26 protein-coding genes are annotated in these 23,532 nt (G+C 68.1%); 15 read left to right on the forward strand and 11 right to left on the reverse strand.

Features of this window, described 5'->3' with window-relative positions:
* The first annotated feature begins 58 nt into the window (after positions 1–58).
* From argH to lysA, 3 genes are read left to right on the forward strand one after another with little or no spacing between them, the layout of a single operon-like run.
* Positions 59–1,474 carry an argininosuccinate lyase gene (argH, locus tag CMO28_RS18045; RefSeq protein WP_296715673.1) on the forward strand — a complete coding sequence of 472 codons (1,416 nt, stop codon included), beginning with the start codon at positions 59–61 and terminating at the stop codon, positions 1,472–1,474.
* Positions 1,471–1,698: an LPS translocon maturation chaperone LptM gene (lptM, locus tag CMO28_RS18050; RefSeq protein WP_296715674.1), complete on the forward strand. Its 228-nt coding sequence runs from the start codon at positions 1,471–1,473 to the stop codon at positions 1,696–1,698. The genes argH and lptM overlap by 4 nt, the downstream gene beginning before the upstream one ends.
* A gap of 20 nt (positions 1,699–1,718) precedes the next feature.
* The gene (lysA, locus tag CMO28_RS18055; RefSeq protein ID WP_062770170.1) at positions 1,719–2,978 is read left to right on the forward strand and encodes a diaminopimelate decarboxylase; all 1,260 of its coding nucleotides are present in this window, start codon (positions 1,719–1,721) and stop codon (positions 2,976–2,978) included.
* Between the two features lie 84 nt (positions 2,979–3,062).
* On the opposite strand, the gene hpt is transcribed toward lysA, so the two are convergent.
* Positions 3,063–3,605 (reverse strand): hypoxanthine phosphoribosyltransferase, encoded by a 543-nt coding sequence (gene hpt / locus CMO28_RS18060; protein ID WP_062770173.1) that lies wholly within the window; start codon positions 3,603–3,605, stop codon positions 3,063–3,065.
* 69 nt (positions 3,606–3,674) lie between these two features.
* Complete coding sequence (locus CMO28_RS18065; RefSeq protein WP_062770176.1) at positions 3,675–4,334, reverse strand: MJ0042-type zinc finger domain-containing protein; 660 nt, start codon at positions 4,332–4,334, stop codon at positions 3,675–3,677.
* 229 nt (positions 4,335–4,563) lie between these two features.
* Here CMO28_RS18065 and ftsE point away from each other — a divergent pair, with 229 nt between their 5' ends.
* The 4 genes from ftsE to CMO28_RS18085 are packed head-to-tail and all read left to right on the forward strand — an operon-like array spanning position 4,564 to position 7,620.
* Positions 4,564–5,328, forward strand: a complete 765-nt coding sequence (gene ftsE / locus CMO28_RS18070; protein ID WP_296715675.1) for a cell division ATP-binding protein FtsE — start codon at positions 4,564–4,566, stop codon at positions 5,326–5,328.
* Complete coding sequence (locus CMO28_RS18075; RefSeq protein WP_296715676.1) at positions 5,325–6,212, forward strand: cell division protein FtsX; 888 nt, start codon at positions 5,325–5,327, stop codon at positions 6,210–6,212. The genes ftsE and CMO28_RS18075 overlap by 4 nt, the downstream gene beginning before the upstream one ends.
* Entirely contained in the window at positions 6,209–6,901 is a 693-nt protein-coding gene (locus tag CMO28_RS18080) for a YdcF family protein (protein WP_296715677.1), read from the forward strand. Before CMO28_RS18075 ends, CMO28_RS18080 begins: the two co-directional genes overlap by 4 nt.
* On the forward strand, positions 6,898–7,620 hold the full coding sequence (locus CMO28_RS18085) for a lysophospholipid acyltransferase family protein (RefSeq protein ID WP_062770188.1): 723 nt from the start codon (positions 6,898–6,900) through the stop codon (positions 7,618–7,620). Before CMO28_RS18080 ends, CMO28_RS18085 begins: the two co-directional genes overlap by 4 nt.
* A 175-nt stretch (positions 7,621–7,795) precedes the next feature.
* On the opposite strand, the gene CMO28_RS18090 is transcribed toward CMO28_RS18085, so the two are convergent.
* From CMO28_RS18090 to CMO28_RS18100, 3 genes are read right to left on the reverse strand one after another with little or no spacing between them, the layout of a single operon-like run.
* Positions 7,796–8,230 (reverse strand): PaaI family thioesterase, encoded by a 435-nt coding sequence (locus CMO28_RS18090; RefSeq protein ID WP_014743654.1) that lies wholly within the window; start codon positions 8,228–8,230, stop codon positions 7,796–7,798.
* Positions 8,227–8,715, reverse strand: a complete 489-nt coding sequence (locus tag CMO28_RS18095) for a PaaI family thioesterase (protein WP_014743655.1) — start codon at positions 8,713–8,715, stop codon at positions 8,227–8,229. Before CMO28_RS18095 ends, CMO28_RS18090 begins: the two co-directional genes overlap by 4 nt.
* Positions 8,716–8,763: 48 nt before the next feature.
* Positions 8,764–9,378: a gamma-glutamylcyclotransferase gene (locus tag CMO28_RS18100; RefSeq protein WP_296715678.1), complete on the reverse strand. Its 615-nt coding sequence runs from the start codon at positions 9,376–9,378 to the stop codon at positions 8,764–8,766.
* A 228-nt stretch (positions 9,379–9,606) separates the two neighbouring features.
* On the opposite strand from CMO28_RS18100, the gene CMO28_RS18105 reads away from it, so the two are divergent.
* A complete protein-coding gene (locus CMO28_RS18105) occupies positions 9,607–10,614 on the forward strand; it encodes a DUF2125 domain-containing protein (RefSeq protein WP_296715679.1) in 1,008 nt (335 codons plus the stop codon).
* A gap of 38 nt (positions 10,615–10,652) precedes the next feature.
* On the opposite strand, the gene CMO28_RS18110 is transcribed toward CMO28_RS18105, so the two are convergent.
* From CMO28_RS18110 to CMO28_RS18120, 3 genes are all read right to left on the reverse strand, one after another.
* Positions 10,653–11,549, reverse strand: a complete 897-nt coding sequence (locus tag CMO28_RS18110; RefSeq protein WP_014743658.1) for a prephenate/arogenate dehydrogenase family protein — start codon at positions 11,547–11,549, stop codon at positions 10,653–10,655.
* A 78-nt stretch (positions 11,550–11,627) separates the two neighbouring features.
* Entirely contained in the window at positions 11,628–12,728 is a 1,101-nt protein-coding gene (gene hisC, locus CMO28_RS18115) for a histidinol-phosphate transaminase (RefSeq protein ID WP_296715680.1), read from the reverse strand.
* Between the two features lie 138 nt (positions 12,729–12,866).
* Positions 12,867–13,787 (reverse strand): chorismate mutase, encoded by a 921-nt coding sequence (locus CMO28_RS18120; protein WP_014743660.1) that lies wholly within the window; start codon positions 13,785–13,787, stop codon positions 12,867–12,869.
* Between the two features lie 302 nt (positions 13,788–14,089).
* Between CMO28_RS18120 and metX the strand changes: the two genes are divergently transcribed.
* On the forward strand, positions 14,090–15,304 hold the full coding sequence (metX, locus tag CMO28_RS18125; RefSeq protein ID WP_296715681.1) for a homoserine O-acetyltransferase MetX: 1,215 nt from the start codon (positions 14,090–14,092) through the stop codon (positions 15,302–15,304).
* A 41-nt stretch (positions 15,305–15,345) separates the two neighbouring features.
* Complete coding sequence (gene metW / locus CMO28_RS18130; protein WP_322111381.1) at positions 15,346–15,993, forward strand: methionine biosynthesis protein MetW; 648 nt, start codon at positions 15,346–15,348, stop codon at positions 15,991–15,993.
* A gap of 9 nt (positions 15,994–16,002) precedes the next feature.
* On the opposite strand, the gene CMO28_RS18135 is transcribed toward metW, so the two are convergent.
* Complete coding sequence (locus CMO28_RS18135; RefSeq protein WP_296715683.1) at positions 16,003–17,265, reverse strand: GAF domain-containing sensor histidine kinase; 1,263 nt, start codon at positions 17,263–17,265, stop codon at positions 16,003–16,005.
* Between the two features lie 355 nt (positions 17,266–17,620).
* Between CMO28_RS18135 and CMO28_RS18140 the strand changes: the two genes are divergently transcribed.
* From CMO28_RS18140 to CMO28_RS18150, 3 genes are all read left to right on the forward strand, one after another.
* Positions 17,621–18,610 (forward strand): TRAP transporter substrate-binding protein, encoded by a 990-nt coding sequence (locus CMO28_RS18140; protein ID WP_156503385.1) that lies wholly within the window; start codon positions 17,621–17,623, stop codon positions 18,608–18,610.
* 99 nt (positions 18,611–18,709) lie between these two features.
* On the forward strand, positions 18,710–19,222 hold the full coding sequence (locus tag CMO28_RS18145; RefSeq protein ID WP_296715684.1) for a TRAP transporter small permease: 513 nt from the start codon (positions 18,710–18,712) through the stop codon (positions 19,220–19,222).
* 4 nt (positions 19,223–19,226) lie between these two features.
* A complete protein-coding gene (locus CMO28_RS18150) occupies positions 19,227–20,504 on the forward strand; it encodes a TRAP transporter large permease (protein WP_062770209.1) in 1,278 nt (425 codons plus the stop codon).
* Here CMO28_RS18150 and CMO28_RS18155 read toward each other — a convergent pair.
* Positions 20,476–21,252 (reverse strand): class I SAM-dependent methyltransferase, encoded by a 777-nt coding sequence (locus CMO28_RS18155; RefSeq protein WP_296715685.1) that lies wholly within the window; start codon positions 21,250–21,252, stop codon positions 20,476–20,478. The genes CMO28_RS18150 and CMO28_RS18155 overlap by 29 nt on opposite strands.
* Positions 21,253–21,451: 199 nt before the next feature.
* Between CMO28_RS18155 and gloB the strand changes: the two genes are divergently transcribed.
* Together gloB and CMO28_RS18165 are read left to right on the forward strand one after the other, a co-directional pair.
* The gene (gene gloB / locus CMO28_RS18160) at positions 21,452–22,231 is read left to right on the forward strand and encodes a hydroxyacylglutathione hydrolase (RefSeq protein ID WP_296715686.1); all 780 of its coding nucleotides are present in this window, start codon (positions 21,452–21,454) and stop codon (positions 22,229–22,231) included.
* A gap of 153 nt (positions 22,232–22,384) precedes the next feature.
* Positions 22,385–22,990, forward strand: coding sequence for a glutathione S-transferase family protein (locus tag CMO28_RS18165; RefSeq protein WP_296715687.1), 606 nt, complete (start codon positions 22,385–22,387; stop codon positions 22,988–22,990).
* Between the two features lie 33 nt (positions 22,991–23,023).
* Here the strand turns inward: CMO28_RS18165 and CMO28_RS18170 are convergent, their stop codons facing one another.
* Positions 23,024–23,437, reverse strand: a complete 414-nt coding sequence (locus CMO28_RS18170; protein ID WP_296715688.1) for a hypothetical protein — start codon at positions 23,435–23,437, stop codon at positions 23,024–23,026.
* Between the last annotated feature and the right edge of the window lie 95 nt (positions 23,438–23,532).

Raw genomic sequence — 23,532 nt, forward strand, 5'->3', positions numbered from 1 at the left:
GTCGAAACCCGGGGAGACCATCCAGGTCCCCCGACCTGCCAGGAAGCCGAGGAGCGAGATGACCAGCGACAGCAAGGGCGGCGCCGGCCGCGCGAGCGGCGTGAACATGTGGGGCGGCCACTTCGACAGCGCGCCCTCGGATCTGATGCAGGAGATTAACGCCTCCATCGATTTCGACAAGCGCCTCTACGCCCAGGACATCGCCGGCTCGCGCGCCCATGCCCGGATGCTGGGCGCCAGGGGGATCCTCTCGGCCGAGGATGTGGCTGCGATCGAAAACGGGCTCGACCAGGTCCTGGCCGAGATCGAGGGCGGTGACTTCCCTTTCAGCCGCGAGCTTGAAGACATCCATATGAATGTCGAAGCCCGGCTGACCGAGATCATCGGCGATGCCGGCAAGCGGCTGCACACCGGCCGGTCGCGCAACGATCAGGTCGCGACCGATTTCCGGCTGTGGCTGCGCGACATGCTCGACCGTTTCGACGGCCAGCTCCGCGATCTGCAGGCAGCCCTGATCGAGCGTGCGGAACAGCATGCCGAGACGGTGATGCCTGGCTTCACCCATCTTCAGACCGCCCAGCCGGTGACCTTCGGTCATCATCTGCTGGCCTATGTCGAGATGTTCGGCCGCGATCGCGGCCGGCTTTCCGACGCCCGCCGCCGGCTGAACGAGAGTCCGCTGGGGTCGGCGGCGCTCGCCGGCACCTCTTTTCCGATCGACCGGCACATGACGGCCGCCGAACTCGGCTTCGACCGGCCGATGGCCAATTCGCTCGACGGCGTCTCGGCGCGCGATTTCGCGCTGGAGTTCCTGGGGTCGGCGGCCATCTGCGGCACCCATCTTTCGCGCATTGCCGAAGAGCTGGTGATCTGGTCGTCGGCGCCCTTCCGCTTCGTGCGCATGTCCGACGCCTACACCACCGGCTCGTCGATCATGCCCCAGAAGCGCAACCCCGATGCGGCCGAACTGGTCCGCGCCAAGGTCGGCCGGATCATGGGCGCCCAGGTGGCGCTGATGACGGTGATGAAGGGGCTGCCGCTCGCCTATTCGAAGGACATGCAGGAAGACAAGGAGCCGACCTTCGATGCGGTCGATGCCCTGTCGCTGGCTATCCAGGCCATGACCGGCATGATCCGCGACCTGACCGTCAACCCCGATGCCATGCGTGCCCAGGCCTCGGGCGGCTATTCCACGGCGACCGATCTGGCCGACTGGCTGGTGCGGGTGGTGGGGCTGCCCTTCCGCGAGGCGCACCATCTGACCGGCCGCGTGGTCCGCGCGGCCGAGACCCGCGGGCTCCGGCTCGACGAACTTTCCGCCGAGGATCTGGCGGCGGTGGATGCCCGGATCACGGCCGAGGCGATGGCGGTGCTGACCGTCGATGCCTCGGTGCGCAGCCGCATGTCGTTCGGCGGTACCGCGCCCGACGGCGTGCGTGCCCGTGCGGCCGAAGCCAGGGAGCGCTTTCTGTGAGCCACCTCTCCATCCGCCTCCGACAGCTCGTCCTGGCCCTGATGATGGCGACGGCCCTTGCCGCCTGCGGCAAGAAGGGTGAGCTGGTGCCGCCGATGGCGGTGAAATCCGACGGCACCGTCGACAAGGAGAAGATCCCCAACTATCCGCTGGGGTCCGACCCGAAGAGCCTGGTGACCCCGGGCCGCACCAACGGCCCCGGCCTTGGTGTGCCGCCCTACTGACGCCCGATCCCGAGGACGACATGGATCATTTCGAATACCGCAACGGCATCCTCCATGCCGAGGACGTGCCGCTGACCCGGATCGCGGCCGAGGTGGGCACCCCGGTCTACGTCTATTCCCGCGCGACCCTGACTCGCCATGCCCGCGTCTTTCGCGACGCGCTGGCGGGGCTGGATCCGCTGATCTGCTATGCCGTGAAGGCCAATGGCAATCAGGCGGTTCTGAAGCTGCTGGCGGCGGAGGGCTATGGCGCCGATGTCGTCTCGGCAGGCGAGATGAAGCGCGCTCTGGCTGCCGGCATCCCGGCCGGGAAGATCGTGTTCTCCGGCGTGGCCAAGACCGATGCCGAGATCCGTGCGGCGCTGGAGGCGGGCATCCTGCAGTTCAACGTCGAAAGCGACGCCGAACTGGACGCGATCGAGCAGGTGGCGGCAGCCATGGGGGTGACGGCGCGGGTGTCGCTGCGCATCAACCCCGATGTCGATGCCGGCACCCATGCCAAGATCACCACCGGCAAGGCCGACAACAAGTTCGGCATCGCCTGGGATCGCGCGATCGACGTCTACGCCCATGCCCGACGGCTGCCGCATGTCGAGGCGACCGGCATCGACCTGCATATCGGCTCGCAGCTTTCGAAGCTTGAACCCTTCGAGGCGGCTTTCACCCGCACGGTGGAGCTGATCCGCAGGCTCAAGGCTGAAGGCCATCCGATCCGTCATCTCGATCTGGGTGGCGGCCTCGGCATCCCCTATAGCGACGAGACGCCGCCGGCGCCCCAGGCCTATGCGGAGATGGTGCACCGGGTGACGGGCGACCTGGATCTGAAGCTGATCTTCGAGCCGGGCCGGGTGATCGTCGGCAATGCCGGGCTGATGCTTTCCGAGGTGGTCTATGTCAAAGAGACGGCAAGCAAGCGCTTCCTGATCCTGGATGCGGGCATGAACGACCTGATGCGCCCGGCACTCTATGATGCCTATCACGAGGTGGTGGCGGTCACCGAGCCCGCAGCCGGGGCGGCGCGGGCGCCGGTGGAGATCGTGGGTCCCGTCTGCGAGAGCACCGACGTCTTCGCCCGCGAGCGGCCGATGCCGCCGGTGGCGCGGGGCGATCTGGTCGCCTTCCGTTCGGCCGGTGCCTATGGCGCCACCATGTCCAACACCTACAATGCCCGCGAGCTGGTGCCCGAGGTGCTGGTCGATGGCGACCGCTACGCCGTCATCCGTCCGCGCCAGACGGTCGACGAACTGATCGCGATGGACCGTGTCCCCGACTGGATCTGAAATCCGGCGGACCCGCGCATGAATGAAGAGGGCGGCAGCCGGTCCCCGGCTGCCGCCCTCTTCGTATCCGATTGCCGACCGGGGTCAGCCCTCTTTGGGGGCCAGCACGCCGATAAAGGGCAGTTCGCGGAAATAATGGGCGTAGTCGAGGCCGTAGCCGATCACGAACAGGTCGTCGACGGTGAAGCCCACATGATCGGCCTGGAACTCCACCTTCGCCTTGCCGGGCTTGTGGAGCAGCACACAGGATTTCACCTCGGCTGCGCCGCGCGAGAGCAGATGGTCGCGGGCGAAACGCAGGGTGCGGCCGCTTTCCAGGATGTCGTCGATCAGCAGGATCTGGCGGCCCTCGACCGAGTCGGTCACGTCCTTGCGGATCTCGACCACGCCCGAGCTGGTCGTGCTGCGGCCATAGCTGGACAGCATCATGAAATCGACCTGCGGCTGCATGCCGGCGCCGTGCAGGCTCCGGATCAGATCGGCGCAGAAGACGAAGCTGCCCTTCAGGATGGCGACCAGCAACGGTTCCGGCCCCATGCTCGACGCGATCTCCGAGGAGAGCCCCTGGATCCTCTGGTCGATTTCGCCTCGGCTGATCAGGGTGCGGATGTCGCCTTCCGGACGCATGCGGTCTGGTCTCCAGATGTCGGGGATGGATAAGGCGCCGCGCCTGGCGGCGGCGGCGCCCTTGGGAGTCTATTCTGCGGCCGAGAAGCGCACGTCGAAGCGGACTGCTTCCCGCGGCGGATTTTCGACCCGCTGGTTGAAGCGCAGAACCTCGCCGGGCAGCATGCGGTTCGACGAGACGCTGAAGCTCGACGTTCCGAGTTCCTGACCGTCCGCGCCGTAATACATGATCGTGAGCGGCGGCACGGCCCGGACACCGTCGGAGAGATTATAGATCTCGCCGTCGATTTCGAGGATCGGCCGTCCCTCGACCGTTTCGCCCCGGGCAACCAGGTTGCGGACCTCGAGCCCCAGCACCTCTCCCCCGACACCCAGGCCCAGCGTTCCATAGACGGCGGCGGTGAAGGGCAGGGCGCGCACCACCTGTTCCCGGCCCACGATCAGGCCGCCGATCATCGCGGCGATCACGATGCCGAGGGCGGTGAAGGCCGGCCAGCGCGGGCTGCGGGCGGGGGCCATATCCATGGCAACCGGGCGCCGCTCGTACAGGCTGGCGGGCTCGTCGGGGTTCTCGTCACGGGGCAGCGCCAGGGGGCGCGGCATGTCGGCCGGCGGGTCCTGGTGCCAGACATGGCCGCATTGGGTGCAACGCACCTTCCGGCCGTCAGGGCCCAGGGACTGCGGGTCGAGCGTATAGCGGGTCGAACAGGCCGGGCAGGTCAGGATCATCGCTCGAAACCGAGGGTGTGCGGGGCGGCATGCGCCGTGCCGCCGGGCGGCCTGGCAGGGGAGGTCCTCGCGCCGGATGAACGGGTGCAGCCAAGGTTGCAGCCTCCGTCCGGGCGGGTTATAGGCTCCACCGGGTGCCGGTTGCAAGGCCACCGGCCCCGTGCCATGCTTCCCGCGGCGCGTCATGAGGATACCCTCCTACGGAACCCCCTCGCAACAGGCAGGATCGATGGCCGACGAGACGGCTCTAGTCCGGTTCGACGACGTCGGCATGCGGTATGACGGCGGCGCCGAGGTGCTGCACGGCGTCAGCTTCAGCCTCGCACCCGGCTCTTATCACTTTCTGACCGGCCCGAGCGGTGCCGGAAAGTCCACACTTCTGCGGCTGCTCTACCTGGCCCAGCGGCCGACGGCGGGGCAGATTTCGCTCTTCGGCCGGGATGTCCGCGATCTCGGCCGTGCCGATCGTGCACGCATGCGTCAGCGCATGGGCGTGGTTTTCCAGGATTTCCGCCTGCTGCCGCATCTGAGCGTGTTCGACAACGTCGCCCTGCCGTTGCGCATCCTGAAGGCGCCGGAGGCCGAGATCCGCCGCGATGTGGGGGAGCTGCTGGCCTGGGTGGGGCTGGGTGAGCATGAAGCGGCCTCGCCCGCCACGCTGTCGGGCGGCCAGCAGCAGCGCCTGGCGATCGCCCGGGCGGTTGTGGTCCGGCCACGGCTTCTGCTTGCCGACGAGCCGACCGGCAACCTGGATGCCGAGATGGGCCTGAAGCTGATGCACCTCTTCGAAGAGCTGAACAAGCTGGGCACGACCATCGTGATCGCCACCCATGACACGACCCTGCTCGCCCGCTTCCGTCATCCCCGTCTGGTGCTGACCGAGGGGCGGCTGAAGACCATGCCGCCCGCCCCGCCATCGCGGGGACCCGTGGTTCAGCGCACGGCGCCGGTGGCGCCACGCGCCGAAGAAACGCGGGGGGAGGGACGGTCATGATCGGTCGTCGTGGTGCGGGCCTGCCGCTTGGCCGGGATCTGTCGGCGCGTTTTCTGCCCTGGCTGCTGGCGCCGATGGCGGCCCTGCTGGCGCTGGCTCTGATCGCGATCGGCACGGCCGACCGGGCGATCGATCGTTGGGCCGCGGCGCTCGGCGATCGGGCGACGGTCTGGCTGCCGGCATCGGAAGATCAGGATCACGGGCCCGATGCCCGGCTCGGGCCATTGATCGGGCTGCTGGAGGCCGAGCCGCTGGTCCGCGAGATCCGGCCGGTCCCGCGCGAGGATGCCGAGGCCCTGGTCTCCCCCTGGCTGGGGCCGGAACTGGCCGAGGTGGATCTGCCGCTGCCGACCCTGGTCGATCTGACGCTCGCACCGGCCCGGCCGGGGGAGATCGAGGCCTTGTCCGACCGCATCGCCGACCTGATCGAGGGCGCCCGGCTGGAGCGGCCGGGCGACTGGGTGGCGCGGCTGGCGGCGATCGGCCGCACGGTGCAGGCAGCCGCGGCGGGGCTGGGCGCGCTCTTCGGGCTTGCGGCGGTGCTGGCGGTGATTTTTGCGGTCAAGACCGCACTGGCCATCCATCGCGAGACCATAGACATCCTCCATGTCATGGGTGCGCCCGACGACTATGTCGCCCGGCAGTTCGCCATGCAGGGGCTCCGGGTCGGTTTCTGGGGCGGCCTGACCGGCAGCCTGGTGGCGGCGGCGCTGGTCTTTGCCGCGGGCGCGGTTCTGCCCGAGACCTCGGCGCCGCTGCTGCCGCGGCTCGACCCCGGGCCGGTCGGCTGGGGCGGCCTCATCCTGGTGACGCCGGCCCTGGCGGTGGTGGCGGCGCTGGTCGCCCGCATCACCGTCATCCGGCGCCTGAGGGCGATGCCGTGAGCCGCCGTGGCCGTGGGCGGCGGCTGGGCGGCGCATCGGCAGGGGGACCGCGACGGCGTCCCTGGCGGTTGCGCCTGCTGGTCTGGCGCCTGCTGCTGGTGGCGGTGGGGGCCTGGGCCGCCGGTTTCGTGATCTATGCCGAAACCCTGCCGTCCGAAACCCCGCCCGACTGGCGGCGCACCGATGCGATCGTGGTGTTGACCGGCGGCGCCGATCGGCTGGGGGTGGGGCTGGATCTGCTGGATGCGGGGGCGGCCCCGCGGCTGTTCATTTCGGGCGTCGACCGCCGGGTCGACCTGCCCGGCCTGCTGAAGGCGTCGGGACGTGACGCCGCAGACTATGCGGGGCGTGTGGTGCTGGGCTTTTCCGCCGGCGACACGGTGGGCAATGCCCGCGAGACCTATGGCTGGGCAGAGGCGCAGGGCGTGCGGTCGATCCGCCTGGTTACGGCGTCCTATCATCTGCCGCGGGCCCTGATCGAGTTTCGTCGCGCCTTGCCGGGGGTGGAGATCCTGCCCCATCCGGTCATCCCGGAACATGTCAAGCAGGACGGCTGGTGGCGCTGGCCGGGCACGGCCGCGCTGTTCCTGGCCGAGTATCAGAAATTCCTGGTCGCCTGGGCGCGGGACTGGCTGCTCCGCAAGCTGCTGCCCTGGCCGGCCGGCACGGTCGACGAGGTCGGGGCATGACTGCTGTGCGGGCATTGGTCTTCAGCCTGTTCTTCTATCTCTGGGGTACGGTGATCATGCTGGCCGCCCTGCCCGTCGCCTGGAGCCGGGGGGCGCTCTGGTGGCTGCGCCGGGTATGGATCCGGGGGTTCCTGGCGGTGCTGAGGCTGGTGGTGGGCCTCAGGGTCGAGATCCGCGGCCGCGCGCATCTGCCGCCTGAACCCTTCATCGTCGCCGCCAAGCATCAGTCGATGCTGGAGACCTTCGTGCTGGGTGCGCTCTTCGACCGGCCGGCCTTCGTGCTCAAGCGGGAGCTGACCTCTATACCGGTCTTCGGCTGGTATCTGAAGCGGGTCGGCATGGTGCCGATCGACCGGGCGCGCGGACCGTCTGCGCTCAGGCGGATGCACACCGCCGCCCGGGCCTGCGCGGCGGAGCGCCGGCCCCTGATCATCTTTCCCGAAGGCACCCGCCGTGCGCCCGGTGCGCCGCCCGATTACAAGCGCGGGCTTGCCCTGGTGGCGCGGGCCACCCCCGATCTGCCGGTGGTGCCGGTGGCGCTCAACACCGGCCTGTTCTGGGGCAAGGGCCTGCTGGACAAGCGGCCGGGGGTGACGGTGATCGAGATCCTGCCGCCGCTGGCGCCCGGGCTTCAGGGGGATGCGCTGCTCGATGCCGTTGCGGCGGTCATCGAGCCGGCCTCGGCCCGGCTGGCGGACGGATCATCCAGGGGCCGCTGAGGTGATGCGACCATCCACCGCAGTCTGTGGATAACTCTGTGCATGATCTGGGGATCCGTGCGGACATCCGGGCTGAACAGAGTCTGACGGTCTTTGTAACTCTTTGATCAGAAACGGAGTCGGCGCCAGCATCCACATGTCGTCCGAAATGTGGATGAAATCCCCGGAGGCGTGTTCAGTCGATCAGGAAATGTGCGATGGCCGAGGCGATCGGGCGCGCCCGGTCTTCCTGCCATGCCGTGGTGTGAACATTGACCACCCGACGGCCCATCTTGGTGATCCGGCTGGTAGCATAGGTATCCACCGCACGGCCCGAGCGCAGATAGTCGATGGTGATGGTGATCGTCTTGGGCACGCGGACCTGAGACATCTCCCAGGTGACGTGGGAGAGGGCTGCGGTTTCCAGCAGCGAGCCGATGATCCCGCCATGCAGCGCCCGAAGCACCGGGTTGCCGATATGCTCCGGGCGATAGCCCATCCGGAAGACCAGTTCGTCCTCGACCAGATTGGCGGTGAGGTTCAGGAACCGGGCATAGGGCACCGCCTGGTTCAGAGGCGTGAAATCGCCGGTGGCGCGCGACCGCTCGATGGCATCCTGAAGGCTGGTCATTCGGCATCCTCGCGATGGGTCACCTTGGTGCCGATCATGAAGCTGCCGGCGGCGGTGGCGATGGGGCCGTCCTCGCCCTCGTGCCAGGCTTCGGCGGTGACGAAGGCAACATTGGGGGTGACGCGGGTTACCCGGGCGCGGGCGTGCAGCCATTTGTTCGGCGTGGACGGGCGCATATAGTCGATGCGCAGGTCGAGCGTCGCGATCGGCTGCAGTCGGGGCAGGGCGGTGAAAACCGCAATGCCGCAGGCGCTGTCGATCAGCGTGGTGACCACGCCGCCGTGCAGCACGCCGGTCTCGGGGTTGCCGATCATAAAGCTGCGATAGGGCAGGCGCACCACCGCCAGACCCTTGTCGATCTCCAGCACCTCGAGACCGAAATGGCTGATCAGCGGGTGGTCTTCGCCGAAGATCGCCCTGAGGGCGGGATTGTTGCCCGTATCGAGTGCCCCTTTTCCGGCGGGCGTTCCGTCCGTTTCGGTCATCGTCTGGCGGCCGTCCTGTGCGTTTCCATCGCCTTGGTTCTTCTGATCCTACACGTGCTTACCCGAGGTGGGCCCGGAAGGCAAATTTGTTGCGCGGGTGTACTCTGCCGTCGGGACCTCGACGCCGCGTGCCACCGCATCCAGAACGTCGCGGAGCGGGCCGCCATGCAGGCCCATCTCGGCCATGCGCTCCAGCGTCTGCGACAGATAGTCCCGGGCCGTCCCCATCATGCCGGTGCCCGCGCGGACCAGCTCCGTCATGTGTTCCAGCCCCAGCCGGCCGGTATAGCGGGCGCCGTTGCGATCGGCGACATAGGTGACGGCCGGCACCCGGCGGCCGTCGTCGAGCCGGACCGGCAGAATCCGGCGCAGATAGACCCGATCATCCTGGCCCATCTCGCGGTCGTCCAGATAGGCGAGCACGGTTCGGGTTTCGTCGGCCCGGATACGGAAGGCGATGCCCCGGCAGGCGCCGCCGCGATCCAGCCCCATCACCAGACCGGGCCGCTCGGGCGTGCCGCGATAGCGGGTGGAATAGATGCACAATGCCCGGTGATAGCCGTAGAGCAGCGCTGCCCGGGCCTCTGCCGGCTCGAAGCCCGGCCGCCACATCAGAGAGCCGTAGCCGAACACCCAGACGTCGCCACCGTCCATCGACATCATCCGCCTTCCCATGTCATGCCCGTCCGGCAGTCTCAGCCGTGCAGTCTACGCCGCGACCTGCGGGTGCGAAAAGCTTTGTGACCGTCTGGCTGCCCATGACCGGGCCGCAGCCCCGTGACCATTGAGGGGCGGTTCTCCCATATCTCGACCCCTGTTCCCCGCCGCGTTATACAGGCCCCAGCCGTGCCGCTCGTGGTGCTGCCGTCCAACGGAGAAAGCCCTGGCCTCATGCGACTGAAGCGTGTGTTCGTTCTCCTCGCCATCCCGGTGGTCGCCCTTGGGGCCTGGACGGTGGTCTGGTTCCGCATCGCCGACGAGGTGAAGGCGTCCGTCGACGCCTTTGCGGCCGACCAGGCGAAATCCGGGCGCAGTTTTGCGCATGGAGACGTGGCCGTGAACGGCTGGCCGTTCCGGGTGGAGGCGACCGTGCCGCAGCCGGTGCTGACGGCGGAGAACGGCCGCAATACCGTCCGGGCTGACCGGGTGGTGGTCTATGTGCAGCCCTTGCAGATGCGCCATCTGGTGGCGGTGATTGAGGGCCCGATCGCCTTTGCCGATGCCACGGCGCGGATCGAGCTTGAGCCCGAACACGCCGCGTCGAGCCTGGTCTTCGACGAGGCCGGCCGGCTGGAGCGCGGGGCGCTCGACATGACGAAGATCAAGGGGCGCATGATCGAAGGCGATGCCCCGCCTGCCGCCTTCACCATGGAGCGGCTTCAGGTCCATGAGCGTCGTGAGGCCGAGGGTGGCGCCCGGGCGGCACTGGAGATGGAAGGGCTCGACCCCGAGGCGGAAGACTATCCGACGCTGTCGCGGCTGTTCATCGACGTCACCCGGCCGCAGCCGATCGACGAGCCGGTCGATCGTGCGGCGCTGGAACGCTGGCGCGATGCCGGGGGCACGGTCGACCTCACCCGCTTCGAGGCGATCGCCGGCGAGGTGACGGTGACCGGCGATGGCACGTTTGCGGTCGACAAACTGCTGCGGCCCGAGGGGGCGGCCTCCTTCCGCATCGCCGGTGCCGAGGAACTGCTGGCCCGGCTGGAACGGTCCGGTCGCATGACGCCGCAGGTCCGCACCATGCTGGAACAGATGCTGGGCCTGTTCGAACAGGTCGAGGAGGGAGGCCGCAAGGCGGTGCGGGTGCCGGTGACGATCCAGGCCGGCGTGTTGACCGTGGCCGGCCTGCCGATCGTGCCCGTCGCACCGCTGTTGCCGCCCGAGCAGCCGTCCTGACGACGACCCGGAGGGTTGTTCTCAGGGCCGGGCGTGCGTCAGGCCTGGCGCGCCTCGATGATCGCCCGCCGGGCGTCGCGGGTGCGGGTGAACAGGGCTTCGAGCTTGTCCGCCTCCCCCCAGCGGATCGCCCGCTGCAGGGCCTGAAGATCCTCGGTGAAGCGGCCGAGCATTTCCAGCACCGCATCGCGGTTGTTCAGGAAGACGTCACGCCACATCACCGGGTCGGACCCCGCCAGGCGCGAGAAATCGCGGAAACCACCGGCGGCATATTTGAACACCTCCCAGTGGTGGTGCTCTTCCAGGTCCATGACCGTGCCGACGATGGTGTACGAGATCAGATGCGGCAGATGCGAGGTGATCGCCAGAACCGTGTCGTGGTGCTCGGGCGTCATCACGTCGACATTGCTGCCCATCGCCCGCCAGAACCGGGTGCAGAGATCGACCGCACCGGCATCGGCCCCTTCGATCGAGGGCGGGGTCAGGATGCACCAGCGGCCGTCGAACAGCGTGGCGAAGCCGTGCTCCGGGCCTGACTTTTCGGTGCCGGCAACCGGATGGGCGGGGACGAAATGGATGCCGGCCGGGACATGCGGGGCGACGTCGGCGACGACCGAGGTCTTGGTCGACCCCACATCCGAGAGGATGGCGCCGGGCCGCATGGCCGGGGCCGCGGCTGCGGCGATGCCGCCCATGGCACCCACCGGTGCGCAGATCAGCACCATGTCGGCATCGGCCACGGCATCCGCGATGCTGGTCGCGGCACGATCGATGGCCGAAAGCTCCAATGCCGTCGCCAGCCGTCCGGCATCCGGATCATAGGCCACCACCTCGCCCGCGGCGCCATACTGGCGGGCCGCCCGGGAGACGGAGCTGCCGATGAGGCCGATGCCGAGGATGGCAAGGCGGCCGATGACCGGGGGGTTCTTGACCATGAGACGGGTTCCGGAAGGCGGAGGGCAGGTGTCGGCAGCGGGACGAGGCGGCCGGCGCCCCGTCCGCTGCGGCGATGATCAGTCGGTGTTGCGGCCCAGGATGTTCTTCAGCGAGGCCAGCATGATGTCGAGGCTGTCGGCGGCACCGATGGTGATGCGAAGCGCATTGGGCAGGCCGTAGCTCGCCATGGCGCGCAGGATGATGCCGTCGGCCATCAGCGCTTCGTAGACGCGGGCGGCGGTGTTCGGCCCGTCGGCGGGGAAGTCGACCAGCAGGAAATTGCCGTGGCTGGGATGGACGGTCAGGCCAAGGGCCGTCAGCTCGCCCGCAAGCCAGGTCCGCTTGGCGACCGTGTAGTCGCGCACCCGGGCCACATGTTCCTGGTCACGCACGGCGGCGGCGGCGGCGATCTGCGCCGGCAGCGGCACGTTGAACGGGTTGCGGATCCGGTTCAGCACGTCGGCGACGACGGGCGAGCAATAGGCCCAGCCGACACGCAGGGCGGCGAGGCCGTAGATCTTCGAGAAGGTTCGGGCCATCACGACATTGTCGGCGGCGTCGACCAGTTCGGTACCGGGCGAGTAGTCGGGGTCGGTGACGTATTCGGCATAGGCCGCGTCCAGCACCAGCAGGGTCGAGGCCGGCAGGCCGGCATGCAGGCGGCGGACCTCCGGGAACGGCAGCAGGCTGCCCGTCGGGTTGTTCGGGTTGGCGAGGAACACGATCCGGGTGTTCGGCGTGACCTTGGCCAGAAGCTGGTCGACATCGGCGACCAGCGCCTGTTCGGGGGCAGCCACCGGCTGCGCGCCCACGCCCCTGGCGTTCAGCGGGTACATCAGGAAGCCGTACTGGCTGTAGAGGACGTGGTCCTCGGGCCCCGCATAGGCGCGGGTCAGCAGGGTCAGCACTTCATCCGAGCCGCAGCCGGTGACGATGCGGGCGGGATCGAGCCCGTGCACCTCGGCAATCGCCTCGCGCAGGTCGTCGGCACCGCCTTCGGGATAGCGGTGCAGCATCGATGCACAGGAGAGATAGGCCTCCACCGCCTTGGGGCTGGGGCCCAGATCGTTCTCGTTCGAGGCGAGCTTGATCGACCGGACGGCGCCGTCGGCCGAATTCTTGCCACCGACATAGGGCTTGATGTCCATGATGCCCGGACGGGGCGTAAGGGCGGTCATGCGGGGTCTCCACTCATCGTCAACCGCGGCCCGTGCAAGGCCGTGCGCAGGAATGTCGCGGCTGCCGGGCGGATCACTGTCTCTGGTCTTCGGGCCCGGGGGCGCGGGCATTCTGCCGATGCGGGGGCGGCCGCCGGCTTATTCGGCCGGCGGCGCGGGGTATCGCAGTTCCTCGGCCGAAAGCGGCGTGGCATATCCGCCGATCGGGATCACCCGCACGGCCACGTCGTTGAAGCAGCCGGCCAGGCGGCCCAGCCGCTCGTCGCCGGCCCCGACGAATTCGGCCACTTCCAGAAGATGGGTGCGCAGATTGGCCGGGCCACCGGTCACGTGGCTGTCCACCCAGCGGGCCTTGAGCCCCGCGCGGTCGAAGCCTTCGAACAGCCGGTCGCGGCTGATTTCGGAGCCTTCGAGTTCGACCGCGATCAGGGTGCGGTCGTCGCCGGTTGCCTCGGGCTCGAGGGTGGCGATCACCAGGCCGTCCAGATCCTGAGCCCGGCTGTTGGGCATGCGGACGAAGGGCAGGCGGGCAATGACCTTGGGCGTGCCCGGCCGTTCGCTGAACAGACCGCGCCACCAATGGGCATCGCCATCGGCACCGCCGGTCCCCGGAATGGGAAGGACGCCCACCGTGGCATTGCCCGAGCTGACCTCTGCCAGCACGTCGGAAGCGCTGCGCCAGGCGTGCATCGGAGCGAAGGAGCCGAAATGGTCGCGGGAAAGATCCCAGTACTCGCCGTCGCCGCGCGTATCCAGCACCGCGACCGAGAACGGACCTTCCAGACACAGCGACCCGATGATCATCTCGCGCCACAGCCGGAGCAGGACCGGTCGCGGGAAACGTCCGCGATGCTGGGCGTTCAGACGGCGCAGCATGCGTGCCTCGCGGCCGGGGCGGATGAAGCTGACCTGCCCCCAGGCCTCGCGCTTGATCTCACCCACACGCTCCACCAGCTCCGTCCGGCGAACGATCAGGTCATGGAGATCGTCGTCGATGGTGTCGATCTGCCGGCGCAGCGCATCAAGGCGTTCTTCGGGCGTCGGTTCCGTGCTGGACATGGGCGGCGCGATCTCCGGGAACACGCGAGGCGCGTGGGTGCGGCCGGCGCGGTCGATCGTGGACGAGGGGGGACGGGCGGACGGGCATCGGACGGGAACGGTCGGCGCGGCAGGTGCGGCTGCGTGCAGACGCCGCGCGCCACCGATCGTCGGGCGTCCGCTGCCCGGCGTCCATTGATAGTCGCGGGCACGGTCAAAATCAAAGAAAACGTTGACACTGGCCGGGGGGCGACCGCTAGCTGTCTTCCCAACTGGTCGTCATAATGCGATCGGGATACAACCTGAGATGAAGGGAGGCGTCCATGGCCCCCGATGCCGGGCGGGCCCCAGACGGGCCGGAGGATCCGACGCCGGAGGGTCCCGGACAGAATGACCGGTGGGCGCCCGACGGCGTCACCCGCATCGCATGTCTGGCCGTGGACAAGCCGATGCCGCTCGATTGCGGCCGCAGCCTGGGGCCGATCGAGATCGCCTACACCACCTTCGGCCGGCTGAACGCGGCGCGGTCGAACGCCATCCTGATCTGTCATGCCCTGACCGGCGATCAGCATGTGCTCGGCACCCATCCGGTGACCGGCAAGCCCGGCTGGTGGGAAAACCTGGTCGGCCCCGGCCGGGCGATCGATACCGACCGCTACTTCCTGATCTGCTCCAACATCCTGGGCGGCTGCATGGGGTCCACCGGCCCTGCCGGCATCGATCCCGCGACCGGCCGGATCTGGGGGACCGATTTCCCGGTCGTGACCATTGCCGACATGGTGCGTGCCCAGGCCCTGTTGATCGACCATCTGGGCATCGAGCGGCTGTTCGCGGTGGTCGGTGGTTCTATGGGCGGCATGCAGGTGCTGCAATGGGCGGCATCCCTGCCCGACCGGCTGTTCGCGGCGGTGCCGATCGCCACGGCGGCCCGTCATTCTGCACAGAACATCGCCTTCCACGAAGTGGGGCGCCAGGCGATCATGGCCGATCCCGACTGGCATCACGGGCGCTATGCCGAGCATGGCAGCCGGCCGGTCAAGGGGCTGGCGGTGGCACGGATGACCGCGCACATCACCTATCTGTCCGAAATGGCGCTGCACAACAAATTCGGCCGGCGGCTGCAGGACCGGGGTGCGCGTTCCTATGGTTTCGATGCGGATTTTCAGGTCGAAAGCTATCTGCGCCATCAGGGCAGCACCTTCGTCGACCGGTTCGACGCGAACAGCTATCTCTACATCACCCGCGCGATGGACTATTTCGATCTGGCGGCCGATCACGGCGGGGTGCTGGCCCATGCCTTTCGCGGCAGCCGGGTCCGGTTCTGTGTGATCTCGTTCTCGTCGGACTGGCTGTTTCCGACGGCGGAGAGCCGTGCCGTGGCGCGCGCCATCGCGGCGGTTGCCGGCAATGTCAGCTTCACCGAGATCGAGACCGATCGCGGCCATGCCGCCTTCCTGCTCGACGAGCCGGTCTTCGCCCGCATCGTCGAAGGCTTCCTGGACGGCGTGGCGGGGCATGCGGGGATCGACCGGACATGACCAGATCCTTCTCTCCGCCGGCCGACGACCGGATCCGGCCGATGGGCCCGGGGGTCATCCGCGACGCGCATGGCTATCCGGCGCTGCGGCCCGATCTGGACCTGATCGCCGGCATGGTGGAGCCTCAGGCCCGGGTTCTCGATATCGGCTGCGGTGACGGGGTGCTGCTGCACTATCTGGACCGGGTGAAGGGCTGCGACGGCCGCGGCATCGAGATCAGCCAGCAGGGCGTGCAGGAATCGGTCGCTCGTGGCCTGTCGGTGATCCAGGGCGATGCGGACCACGATCTCGACTTCTTCCCCGATGATGCCTTTGACGTGGTCGTGCTGAGCCAGACCCTGCAGGCGACCCGGCGGCCGGACATGGTGATCCGAAATCTGGTGCGCATCGGCCGACGGGCGATCGTGTCCTTCCCCAATTTCGGCCACTGGCGCTGCCGGATGCATCTTCTGGTCCGCGGACGGATGCCGCGGACGCGCGGACTGCCCTATGCCTGGTACGACACGCCCAACATCCACCTCTGCACGATCACCGATTTCGCCCGGTCCTGTGCACATGCCGGCGTGCGGATCGAAATCTCGCTCGCGCTCGACAGTCGCGGCCGGGTGGTGCGCCGCAATGCGCCGGACGGCTATGCCAATCTGATCGGCGAGATCGGGATGTTCGTGCTGAGCCGCGACCGGGGGTGATGCCGGCGGTCAGGCGGCGGGCAGGGTGACGCGAACCGTGGTTCCGATGCCTTCGGTGCTGTCGATGTCGAGCCGGCCACCCTGCAATTCCATCAGGCTGCGCGAGATGTAGAGGCCAAGCCCCGTGCCCTGATGCTTGTGATCGCTTTCCACCCGCACGAAAGGCTGGCCCAGACCGGCCAGCCGGCTGGCCGGGATGCCGATGCCCTCGTCCCTGACCTCCAGCCCGGCATGATCCTGATCCGGCCTGAAGATCCGCAGGATGACCCGGCCGTGGGGCCGGTTGAACTTGAGGGCATTGCTGACGAGGTTGAGAGCGACCTGGGTCAGCGCCCGCCGGTCGCCACGGGCGGTGACCGGCGTATCCGGCGCCTGGATCTCCACCGCTTTCGCGTCCGCCCCGGCCATGGCAAGGGCGTCGGCAGCGCCCCCGGCCAGGTCCACCGGTTCCGCAGCCAGCGTCATGCGCCCGGCCTCGATCTTGGACAGATCGAGCAGATCGTCGATCAGGGTCAGCAGGTGCCGGCCGCTGGTGGCGATGATCCGGGTATAATCCTGATAACGCGGAGAGCCGAGGGGGCCGTACATCTCGGCCGACATGATCTCGGCGAAACCGATGATCGCGTTCAACGGCGTGCGCAGCTCGTGGCTCATGCCGGCAAGGAAGGTGGTTTTGGTCGCGCTGGCGGCCTCGGCGCGGGCCTTGGCTTCGAAAACCGCATCGTCTGCCCGTCGCCGCCCGATCGCCACGGCGGCGAGTGCAGCCATATGTGCGGCCGTCCGCAGATGCTGGCGGGTAGGGCCGCGGCGATCGGAGAAGTAGATCGCGAATGTGCCGATCGTCCGTCTTTCCGGATCACGGATTGGCGTGGACCAGCAGGCTCTGAGCCCGGCGGTCTCCGCGATATCGCGATAGTCGGCCCAAAGCGGACTCTCGCGGATATCCTCGACCACGACCTGCCTGCCGGTATAGGCGGCCGTGCCGCATGAGCCGACGGAAGGTCCGATCTCTAAACCGTCGATGGCGGTGTTGTAGGCCTGCGGGAGGTGGGGAGCCGCACCATGACGCAGCTTCCCGTCATCATCGAGGAGCAGGACTGAACAGGCCGATCCGTCGATCAGGCGTTCCATCGCCGTGCAGATGATGGTCAGCACCCGTTCAAGCGGCCATCCCCGGGCGAGTGCGCGCAAGGCTGCCCGATCGGCTGCGGCGAGCGTGCGCCGCCAGGCGGTATCGGGTTTGACCGGAAAATCTGGAGAGTTGCGGCTCATGGGGGCGGCCGATCTGTGGTCGGACGCTTGCAGGATCACCCAGCCTGCCCGTTGTGCGCAACAGCAAAGGCCCGGCTTCCACGCATGCGCTCGTCCAACATGTGGATCCAGGGGAGACATGGCCCCGCCCGCAGGATAAAACAGAAGAGCGCGACGATATGCCCCTTGGGAAAATATGCCTCTCGGGGGTGTGCTCCTTGGGGAAGGGGCCCTGGCAGACCGGGAATTGTCGTCGCCGCACCGGAACGAGCCGCGGCCAACGGCGGCCGGGGGACGGAGCTCCGGCGCCCTGCGCCTGAACCGGCCCCGCCGGACGATGAGAAGAACGAGGGACCTTAGAGGGAGGAACGTCCTGATGAAACCGACGATGCTCGGAACGGCTGCGGCCGCCCTGCTCGGAATGGTGATGTTCGGCGGTGCTGCGGTCGCGGCCGACCCTGTGACGCTGAAACTGGGGTACAGCCTGCCGGCGACGTCGCATTACGGCGTCGGCGCCCAGGCTTTCGCGGATGCGCTGGCGGAAAAGACCGATGGCCGGTTCAAGGTGGAGATGTTCCCCTCGAACGCGCTGGGCGGCGAGCGCGAGATGATCGAGGGTGCCCAGTTCGGCACCATCGACCTGGTGGTGACCTCGACCGGCCCCGTGGGCAATTTCGTGCCCGAGACCCTGGTCTTCGACATCCCCTTCCTGTTCCGTGATTACGCCCATGCCCGCGGCGTGCTCGACGGCGAGATCGGCCAGAGCGTGCTGGACAAGTTCCCCGAGCGGGGCCTGATCGCGCTGGCCTGGGCGGAGAACGGCTTCCGCCATCTGACCAACAGCAAGCAGGCGGTGACCGAGCCCGAGGACGTCAAGGGCCTGAAGATCCGCACCATGCAGAACGACGTGCATATGCGGGCCTTCACCACGCTCGGCGCCCTGCCGACGCCGATGGCCTTCCCCGAGGTGTTCACCGCCCTGCAGCAGCACACCATCGACGGCCAGGAAAACCCGATCCCGGTGATCGTGTCGGGTAATTTCGCCCAGGTGCAGAAGTATCTGTCGCTCACCGGCCATGTCTATTCGCCGGCGCTGTTCATCATGGCGCCGTCGCGCTGGGAGGAACTGTCGGACGAGGACAAGGCGGCCTTCAAGGCAGCGGCCAAGATCGGCGCCAACGCCATGCGCAAGCAGGTGGAGACCTTCGAGGCCGACGGCATCGCCAAGCTCGAGGCCGCCGGCATGACGGTGGTCGAGCACCCCGACAAGGCGCGCTTCCTGGAAGAGCTGAAGCCGGCCTATGCCGAATACGAGAAGCGGTTCGATCCGGAGCTGATCAAGCGCATCCGCGACTGGAAGCAGTGATCCCTTCCCGCCGGACCTGACCCGTGACGGCCCGGTTTGCCGCCCCTCGTATCCCGGGGCGGCTGCCGGGTCGTTCACGCCTCCGATCGGTGGGGCCACATGATCATTCGTCTGATTCTCGCCGTGGACCGGGTGCTGACCGGTCTCGCGGTTCTCCCCGCCATGATTGCACTCGCCCTGGCGGTTCTCCTGGGGTTCTGGCAGGTGGTGGCGCGGTTCGTGCTGGCCCAGCCCAGCCCGTGGACCGAGGTTGCCATCCAGCTGCTGATCGCCTGGATGGTGTTTCTGGGCGCCGCCGGTGCCTTCCGGACCGGTGCCGCAGTTTCGGTGGATCTGGCGCGCCGTGCCCTCAAGGGGCGTGCCCGGCTCGTGCTGGATGTGGTCATCGCGGCGGCATCGGCCGGCTTCCTGATACTCGTCGTCTGGCAGGGCTGGATTGTGGTCCGCCGGGTGCGGTTCCAGAATCTGGCGGGTCTCGACATTCCGGTCAGCTATGCCTATGCGGCCCTGCCGGTCGGGGCGGCCTTCTGCATGATTGCGGTGCTGGCGCGGCTGCTCGATCCCGAAAGCCGGCGCGAGGAAACCGATCCCTCGCTCGAAACGCAGGTCTGACGCCATGACCGCGGGTATGCTCATCGCCATGCTGGTGCTGCTCGGGCTCTCCGTCCCGGTCGGCATCTCCGTCGGTCTGGCCGCCGCCGTCGGCGTCTATGCCTTCACCAAACTGCCGCTGCTGATCGTGGTGCAGCAGCTGTTCATCGCCGTCGACAAGTTCCCGCTGGTCGCGGTGCCCTTCTTCATCCTGGCCGGCAACGTCATGGAGCGGGCCGGGATTTCCCAGCGTCTTGTGGACTTTGCCAAGGCGCTGGTCGGCGGTCTGCGCGGCGGCCTCGCCGTCACCTGCGTCCTGACCTGCATGATCTTTGCCGCGATCTCGGGCTCGTCGGTCGCCACCACCTTCGCCATCGGCGCGATCCTGATCCCGGCGCTTGCCCGTCATGGCTATCCCAGGCCGCACGCCGCCTCGCTGCAGGCGGTTTCGGCCGAGCTGGGGGTGATCGTACCGCCCTCAATCCCGCTGATCCTCTATGGCGTGTCGGCGGAGGTGTCGATCGGCGAGCTGTTCATCGCCGGGTTCGGCCCAGGGCTTCTGATTGCCTCGGCGCTTGCGGCGACCGTGCTGATCTGGTGCCGGATCAAGGGCTGGGGCGCGCGCGACGGCGAAGACCGGCTGCCGCTCTTCACCGCCTTCCGGCGCGCCTTTGCCTCGCTGATGCTGCCGGTGGTGGTTTTGGGCGGCATCTATGGCGGTGTCTTCACGCCGACGGAAGCCTCGGTCATCGCCGTGGTGGCGGCGCTGGTGATCGGTTTCGTCTTTCACCGCGAACTGAAGCTTCGTGACCTGCCGGTGATTTTCCGCAAGTCGGTGATCTCGTCATCGGTGATCATGTTCATCATCGCGGCGGCGGGGCTGTTCTCGTATCTGATCACCCAGGCAGGCGTGCCGGCGGCTCTGGGCCGGTATCTGGCCGACACCTTCTCGGGCCCCTGGGCCTTCCTGATCGCGGTCAATGTGGTGCTGTTCGTGGTCGGCATGTTCATCGAGACCTCGGCCTCGATCATCGTGCTCGCACCGATCCTGGCGCCGGTCGCGATCGCCTTCGGCATCGATCCGGTGCATTTCGGCATCATCATGGTGGTCAATCTGGCGATGGGCATGTTCACCCCGCCCTTTGGCGTGAACCTGTTCGCAGCCAGCGCCGTGGCCCGGGTGCCGTTGAACCGGATGGTGCCCTATCTGCTGCCCTTCATCGGGGTGGTGATGCTGTGTCAGGCGGTCATCACCTACTGGTCGCCGCTGGCGCTCACCCTTCGCGATCTCGTCTATCGCTGAGCGTGGCCGTGCGCGCCGGGGCCCAGGCCCCGCGCGCATGGCTGCGGACCGCCAGCCGGGCCGGCGCCCGACGTCCCCCGGGCGGGGTGGCGGCATAGACCTGTTTCTGTGCCTCGATAACCACCACACCGCCCACCGCCGGCAGCCAGCGCCGGCCGAAATGCTCGATCGGTCCCGCCAGCCGCAGGAACAGTCCGCGCTCGGCAGGCGGGGCGAACAGGGCGGTCTCGGGGGCGCCGGTCACGAACATGGCATTGCGCAGCAGCCGGGTCAGCTGTCCGGTGCTGAAGGGGTGGCCGTGGCCGAAGGGGGTGCGGTCGACCCGTGCCCAGATGCCGCGCCGGTTCGGCACCACCACCACCAGCCGGCCCGAGGGGCGCAGCACCCGCCAGCATTCCCGCAGCAGGGTCTGGGCGGCGGGCGCGAATTCCAGCGCATGGACCATCAGCAGCCGGTCGATGCTCTGATCGGGATAGGGCAGCTCTGCCTCTTCGACCAGGGTCACCAGATTGGGCCCCTCATGGGGCCAGACATGGCCGCCCTGAGGGGCGGGCATGGCGGCGATCACCCGGCCGGCCTCGCCCAGAAAGGGGCGCAGGAAGGGCGTGGCGTAGCCGAGGCCCAGCAGGGTTTCGGCCGGTCCGATTCGTGGCCAGATCCGGCGGACCTCGCGACGGAGCAGGCGCTGGGCGATCCGGCCGCCACGCGACTGGTAGAAGTTCCTGAGGTCGATGATGTCGTGCCACATGGTGGCGCGATCCTCCGGCGGCGGGTTCGGACGGCGTGCCCTGACGGCATGTCCGGCAGCAGCCCCCAAGATGGGGCCGCGAAGAGCCCCCGGCAAGGCGCCGCACCGTCGCACGGCGGCTGGCCGGACGTGTTATGATGATGAAAAATGGCCGGCATAAGGCCGGGCCGCCCCTTCCGGAGCCTCGAGGACGAGCCAGATGATCCGCATCGATGTCGAACGCATTCCCTGCCTCTCGGACAACTATGTCTGGATGATCAAGGTCGACGACGACGACCAGCCCACCGCGACCGCGATCGTCGATCCGGCCGAGGTCGGGCCGGTGGTGGTGGCGCTGGAGCGTGCCGGGCGGCAGCCGACCCATATCCTGAACACCCATCATCATGGCGATCATGTCGGTGGCAATCTGGAGCTGAAGGCGCGCTATGGGCTGACCATCGTCGGGCCTGCGGCAGATCGGGTACGCATCCCCGGCATCGATATCGCGCTGGCCCAGGACGAGGCCTATGATCTGGGGGGTGCGGTGGCACGGGTTCTGGACGTGCCCGGGCACACATCGGGCCATATCGCCTGGTATTTCGAACGGCACGGCGCGCTGTTCTGTGGCGACACCCTGTTTGCGCTGGGCTGCGGGCGGGTGTTCGAGGGCACGATGCCCCAGATGTGGCAGTCGCTGCTGAAGCTGCGCGATCTGCCCGACGACACCACCGTCTATTGCGCCCATGAATACACGCTGTCCAATGCCCGGTTCGCGCGCGGCATCGACCCGTCCAATCCCGCTCTGGCGGTTCGGGCAGAGGCGGTGGCACGGGCGCGGGAAGAGGGGCGGGCCACCGTGCCGTCGCGTCTTGGTGACGAAAAGGAGACCAACCCCTTTCTGCGGGCCGACGATCCGGTTCTTGCGGCGGCGATGGGGCTTGCCGGCCGACCGGCCGAGGATGTCTTCGCGGCGATCCGCAGTGCCAAGGACCGGGCCTGAGCGGCGCCTGCGCCCGGGGGCTGCGGCCGATCGGTGGTTCCACCTGATCGGGATCTGCTCTACCGTTCTCGACCGGGAGAAACGCCAGGATTTCCTGCCCGACATTCCGCGTCGGGCCGGGAAGATGTGGCCGATCAGAGAGACCTGCGGTCCATGAAGCTGTACTACACGAACACCTCGCCCTTTGCGCGTATCGTGCGCCTCGCAATCCTGGAACTCGGCATCGCAGACCGGCTGGAGATGGCCATCGCAGACCCATGGACCGAAGAGTCCGGGCTCTACCGGGTGAACCCTCTCGAGAAGGTGCCTGCGCTTGAACTGGATGACGGTCGGATCCTGGTCGACAGTCTGACGATCGCCGAATATCTGGATCGCACCCTCGGCGGCAACCGCCTGCTGCCGGTCGATCCGGAGGGCTGGGTGGCGGAGCGTCGCCTGGCTGCCCTCGGTCATGGCATTACCGAGGCAGGTGTCGCCCGGCTGATCGAGCGGCTGCGCCGGCCGGAGCCCTATCGCTGGGCGGGCTGGGGCGCGCGGCAGAAGGCAAAGATGGTTCGCACACTCGATCTGCTTGAGGGTGAGGCCGCCGGTTTCGCCGGCACCGATCCCAGCCTTGGACGAATCGCACTGGCCGCGGCGCTGGGCTATATGGATTTCCGTTTCGCCGACGATGCATGGCGCGACGGGCGGCCTCGCCTGGCAGAATGGTATGAAGCGATGTCGGCGCGCCCGGCCATGCAACAGACCATGCCGGGCTGAACTCCTGGCGATCTCATGCCGGAGACCGGTGCCTCACTCGGGCATGGCGGCAAGCCATGCATCGAGGGCATCACGGTCTCCGGCCGGCACCAGCAGACAACCCGCCTGCAGGTCGACCTTGAACACGGTCGGCGCAACGGGCCGGATCATACCGGTGGTACGGCAAGCCGCCCCGGGCACAACCAGATGCTCCATCGGCGACATCTCCTCCGTCTCCCTTCCCGCTGCAGCCCTCGCGTGGTGAGACCGCATCAGTAGGCGTTCGTACAGCAGCAGCAGGTCGTCGATGAGCGCTTCCAGCGCAGCATCGTCATCCTCCTCGGGATCTGCCTCGTCGAACCATGCGAGCCGACACGTCAACGCCGCGCTGGCGTCGTTCAGCTCCGCCTCGAATGAAGGCGACTGATCGTGCAGCCGTTGAAGGGGGAGAAGAGCGCTCTTGAGCATCCGGGGGCTCTGGGGTGATTGCCGACCCCGTTACTCTGCCCCTTCCGGCCGGTTCACGCAGCCCCGACGCTGCGGCCGCATGCGGCCGCAGCGTC

The organism is Tistrella sp. (genome assembly GCF_002684955.1).
Lineage (GTDB): Bacteria > Pseudomonadota > Alphaproteobacteria > Tistrellales > Tistrellaceae > Tistrella > Tistrella mobilis.

Coding starts and splice junctions, on each gene's coding strand:
- CMO28_RS18095 (WP_014743655.1), bottom strand. CDS start 8,715: ATGACCGAAACGGACGGAACGCCCGCCGGAAAAGGGGCACTCGATACG.
- hpt (WP_062770173.1), bottom strand. CDS start 3,605: ATGCGTCCGGAAGGCGACATCCGCACCCTGATCAGCCGAGGCGAAATC.
- CMO28_RS18165 (WP_296715687.1), top strand. CDS start 22,385: ATGAAGCTGTACTACACGAACACCTCGCCCTTTGCGCGTATCGTGCGC.
- CMO28_RS18110 (WP_014743658.1), bottom strand. CDS start 11,549: ATGGTCAAGAACCCCCCGGTCATCGGCCGCCTTGCCATCCTCGGCATC.
- CMO28_RS18155 (WP_296715685.1), bottom strand. CDS start 21,252: ATGTGGCACGACATCATCGACCTCAGGAACTTCTACCAGTCGCGTGGC.
- lysA (WP_062770170.1), top strand. CDS start 1,719: ATGGATCATTTCGAATACCGCAACGGCATCCTCCATGCCGAGGACGTG.
- CMO28_RS18075 (WP_296715676.1), top strand. CDS start 5,325: ATGATCGGTCGTCGTGGTGCGGGCCTGCCGCTTGGCCGGGATCTGTCG.
- CMO28_RS18145 (WP_296715684.1), top strand. CDS start 18,710: ATGATCATTCGTCTGATTCTCGCCGTGGACCGGGTGCTGACCGGTCTC.
- hisC (WP_296715680.1), bottom strand. CDS start 12,728: ATGACCGCCCTTACGCCCCGTCCGGGCATCATGGACATCAAGCCCTAT.
- metW (WP_322111381.1), top strand. CDS start 15,346: ATGGGCCCGGGGGTCATCCGCGACGCGCATGGCTATCCGGCGCTGCGG.
- gloB (WP_296715686.1), top strand. CDS start 21,452: ATGATCCGCATCGATGTCGAACGCATTCCCTGCCTCTCGGACAACTAT.
- CMO28_RS18065 (WP_062770176.1), bottom strand. CDS start 4,334: ATGATCCTGACCTGCCCGGCCTGTTCGACCCGCTATACGCTCGACCCG.
- CMO28_RS18150 (WP_062770209.1), top strand. CDS start 19,227: ATGACCGCGGGTATGCTCATCGCCATGCTGGTGCTGCTCGGGCTCTCC.
- CMO28_RS18120 (WP_014743660.1), bottom strand. CDS start 13,787: ATGTCCAGCACGGAACCGACGCCCGAAGAACGCCTTGATGCGCTGCGC.
- ftsE (WP_296715675.1), top strand. CDS start 4,564: ATGGCCGACGAGACGGCTCTAGTCCGGTTCGACGACGTCGGCATGCGG.
- CMO28_RS18135 (WP_296715683.1), bottom strand. CDS start 17,265: ATGAGCCGCAACTCTCCAGATTTTCCGGTCAAACCCGATACCGCCTGG.
- CMO28_RS18105 (WP_296715679.1), top strand. CDS start 9,607: ATGCGACTGAAGCGTGTGTTCGTTCTCCTCGCCATCCCGGTGGTCGCC.
- CMO28_RS18140 (WP_156503385.1), top strand. CDS start 17,621: ATGAAACCGACGATGCTCGGAACGGCTGCGGCCGCCCTGCTCGGAATG.
- CMO28_RS18090 (WP_014743654.1), bottom strand. CDS start 8,230: ATGACCAGCCTTCAGGATGCCATCGAGCGGTCGCGCGCCACCGGCGAT.
- argH (WP_296715673.1), top strand. CDS start 59: ATGACCAGCGACAGCAAGGGCGGCGCCGGCCGCGCGAGCGGCGTGAAC.
- metX (WP_296715681.1), top strand. CDS start 14,090: ATGGCCCCCGATGCCGGGCGGGCCCCAGACGGGCCGGAGGATCCGACG.
- CMO28_RS18085 (WP_062770188.1), top strand. CDS start 6,898: ATGACTGCTGTGCGGGCATTGGTCTTCAGCCTGTTCTTCTATCTCTGG.
- CMO28_RS18170 (WP_296715688.1), bottom strand. CDS start 23,437: ATGCTCAAGAGCGCTCTTCTCCCCCTTCAACGGCTGCACGATCAGTCG.
- CMO28_RS18100 (WP_296715678.1), bottom strand. CDS start 9,378: ATGATGTCGATGGACGGTGGCGACGTCTGGGTGTTCGGCTACGGCTCT.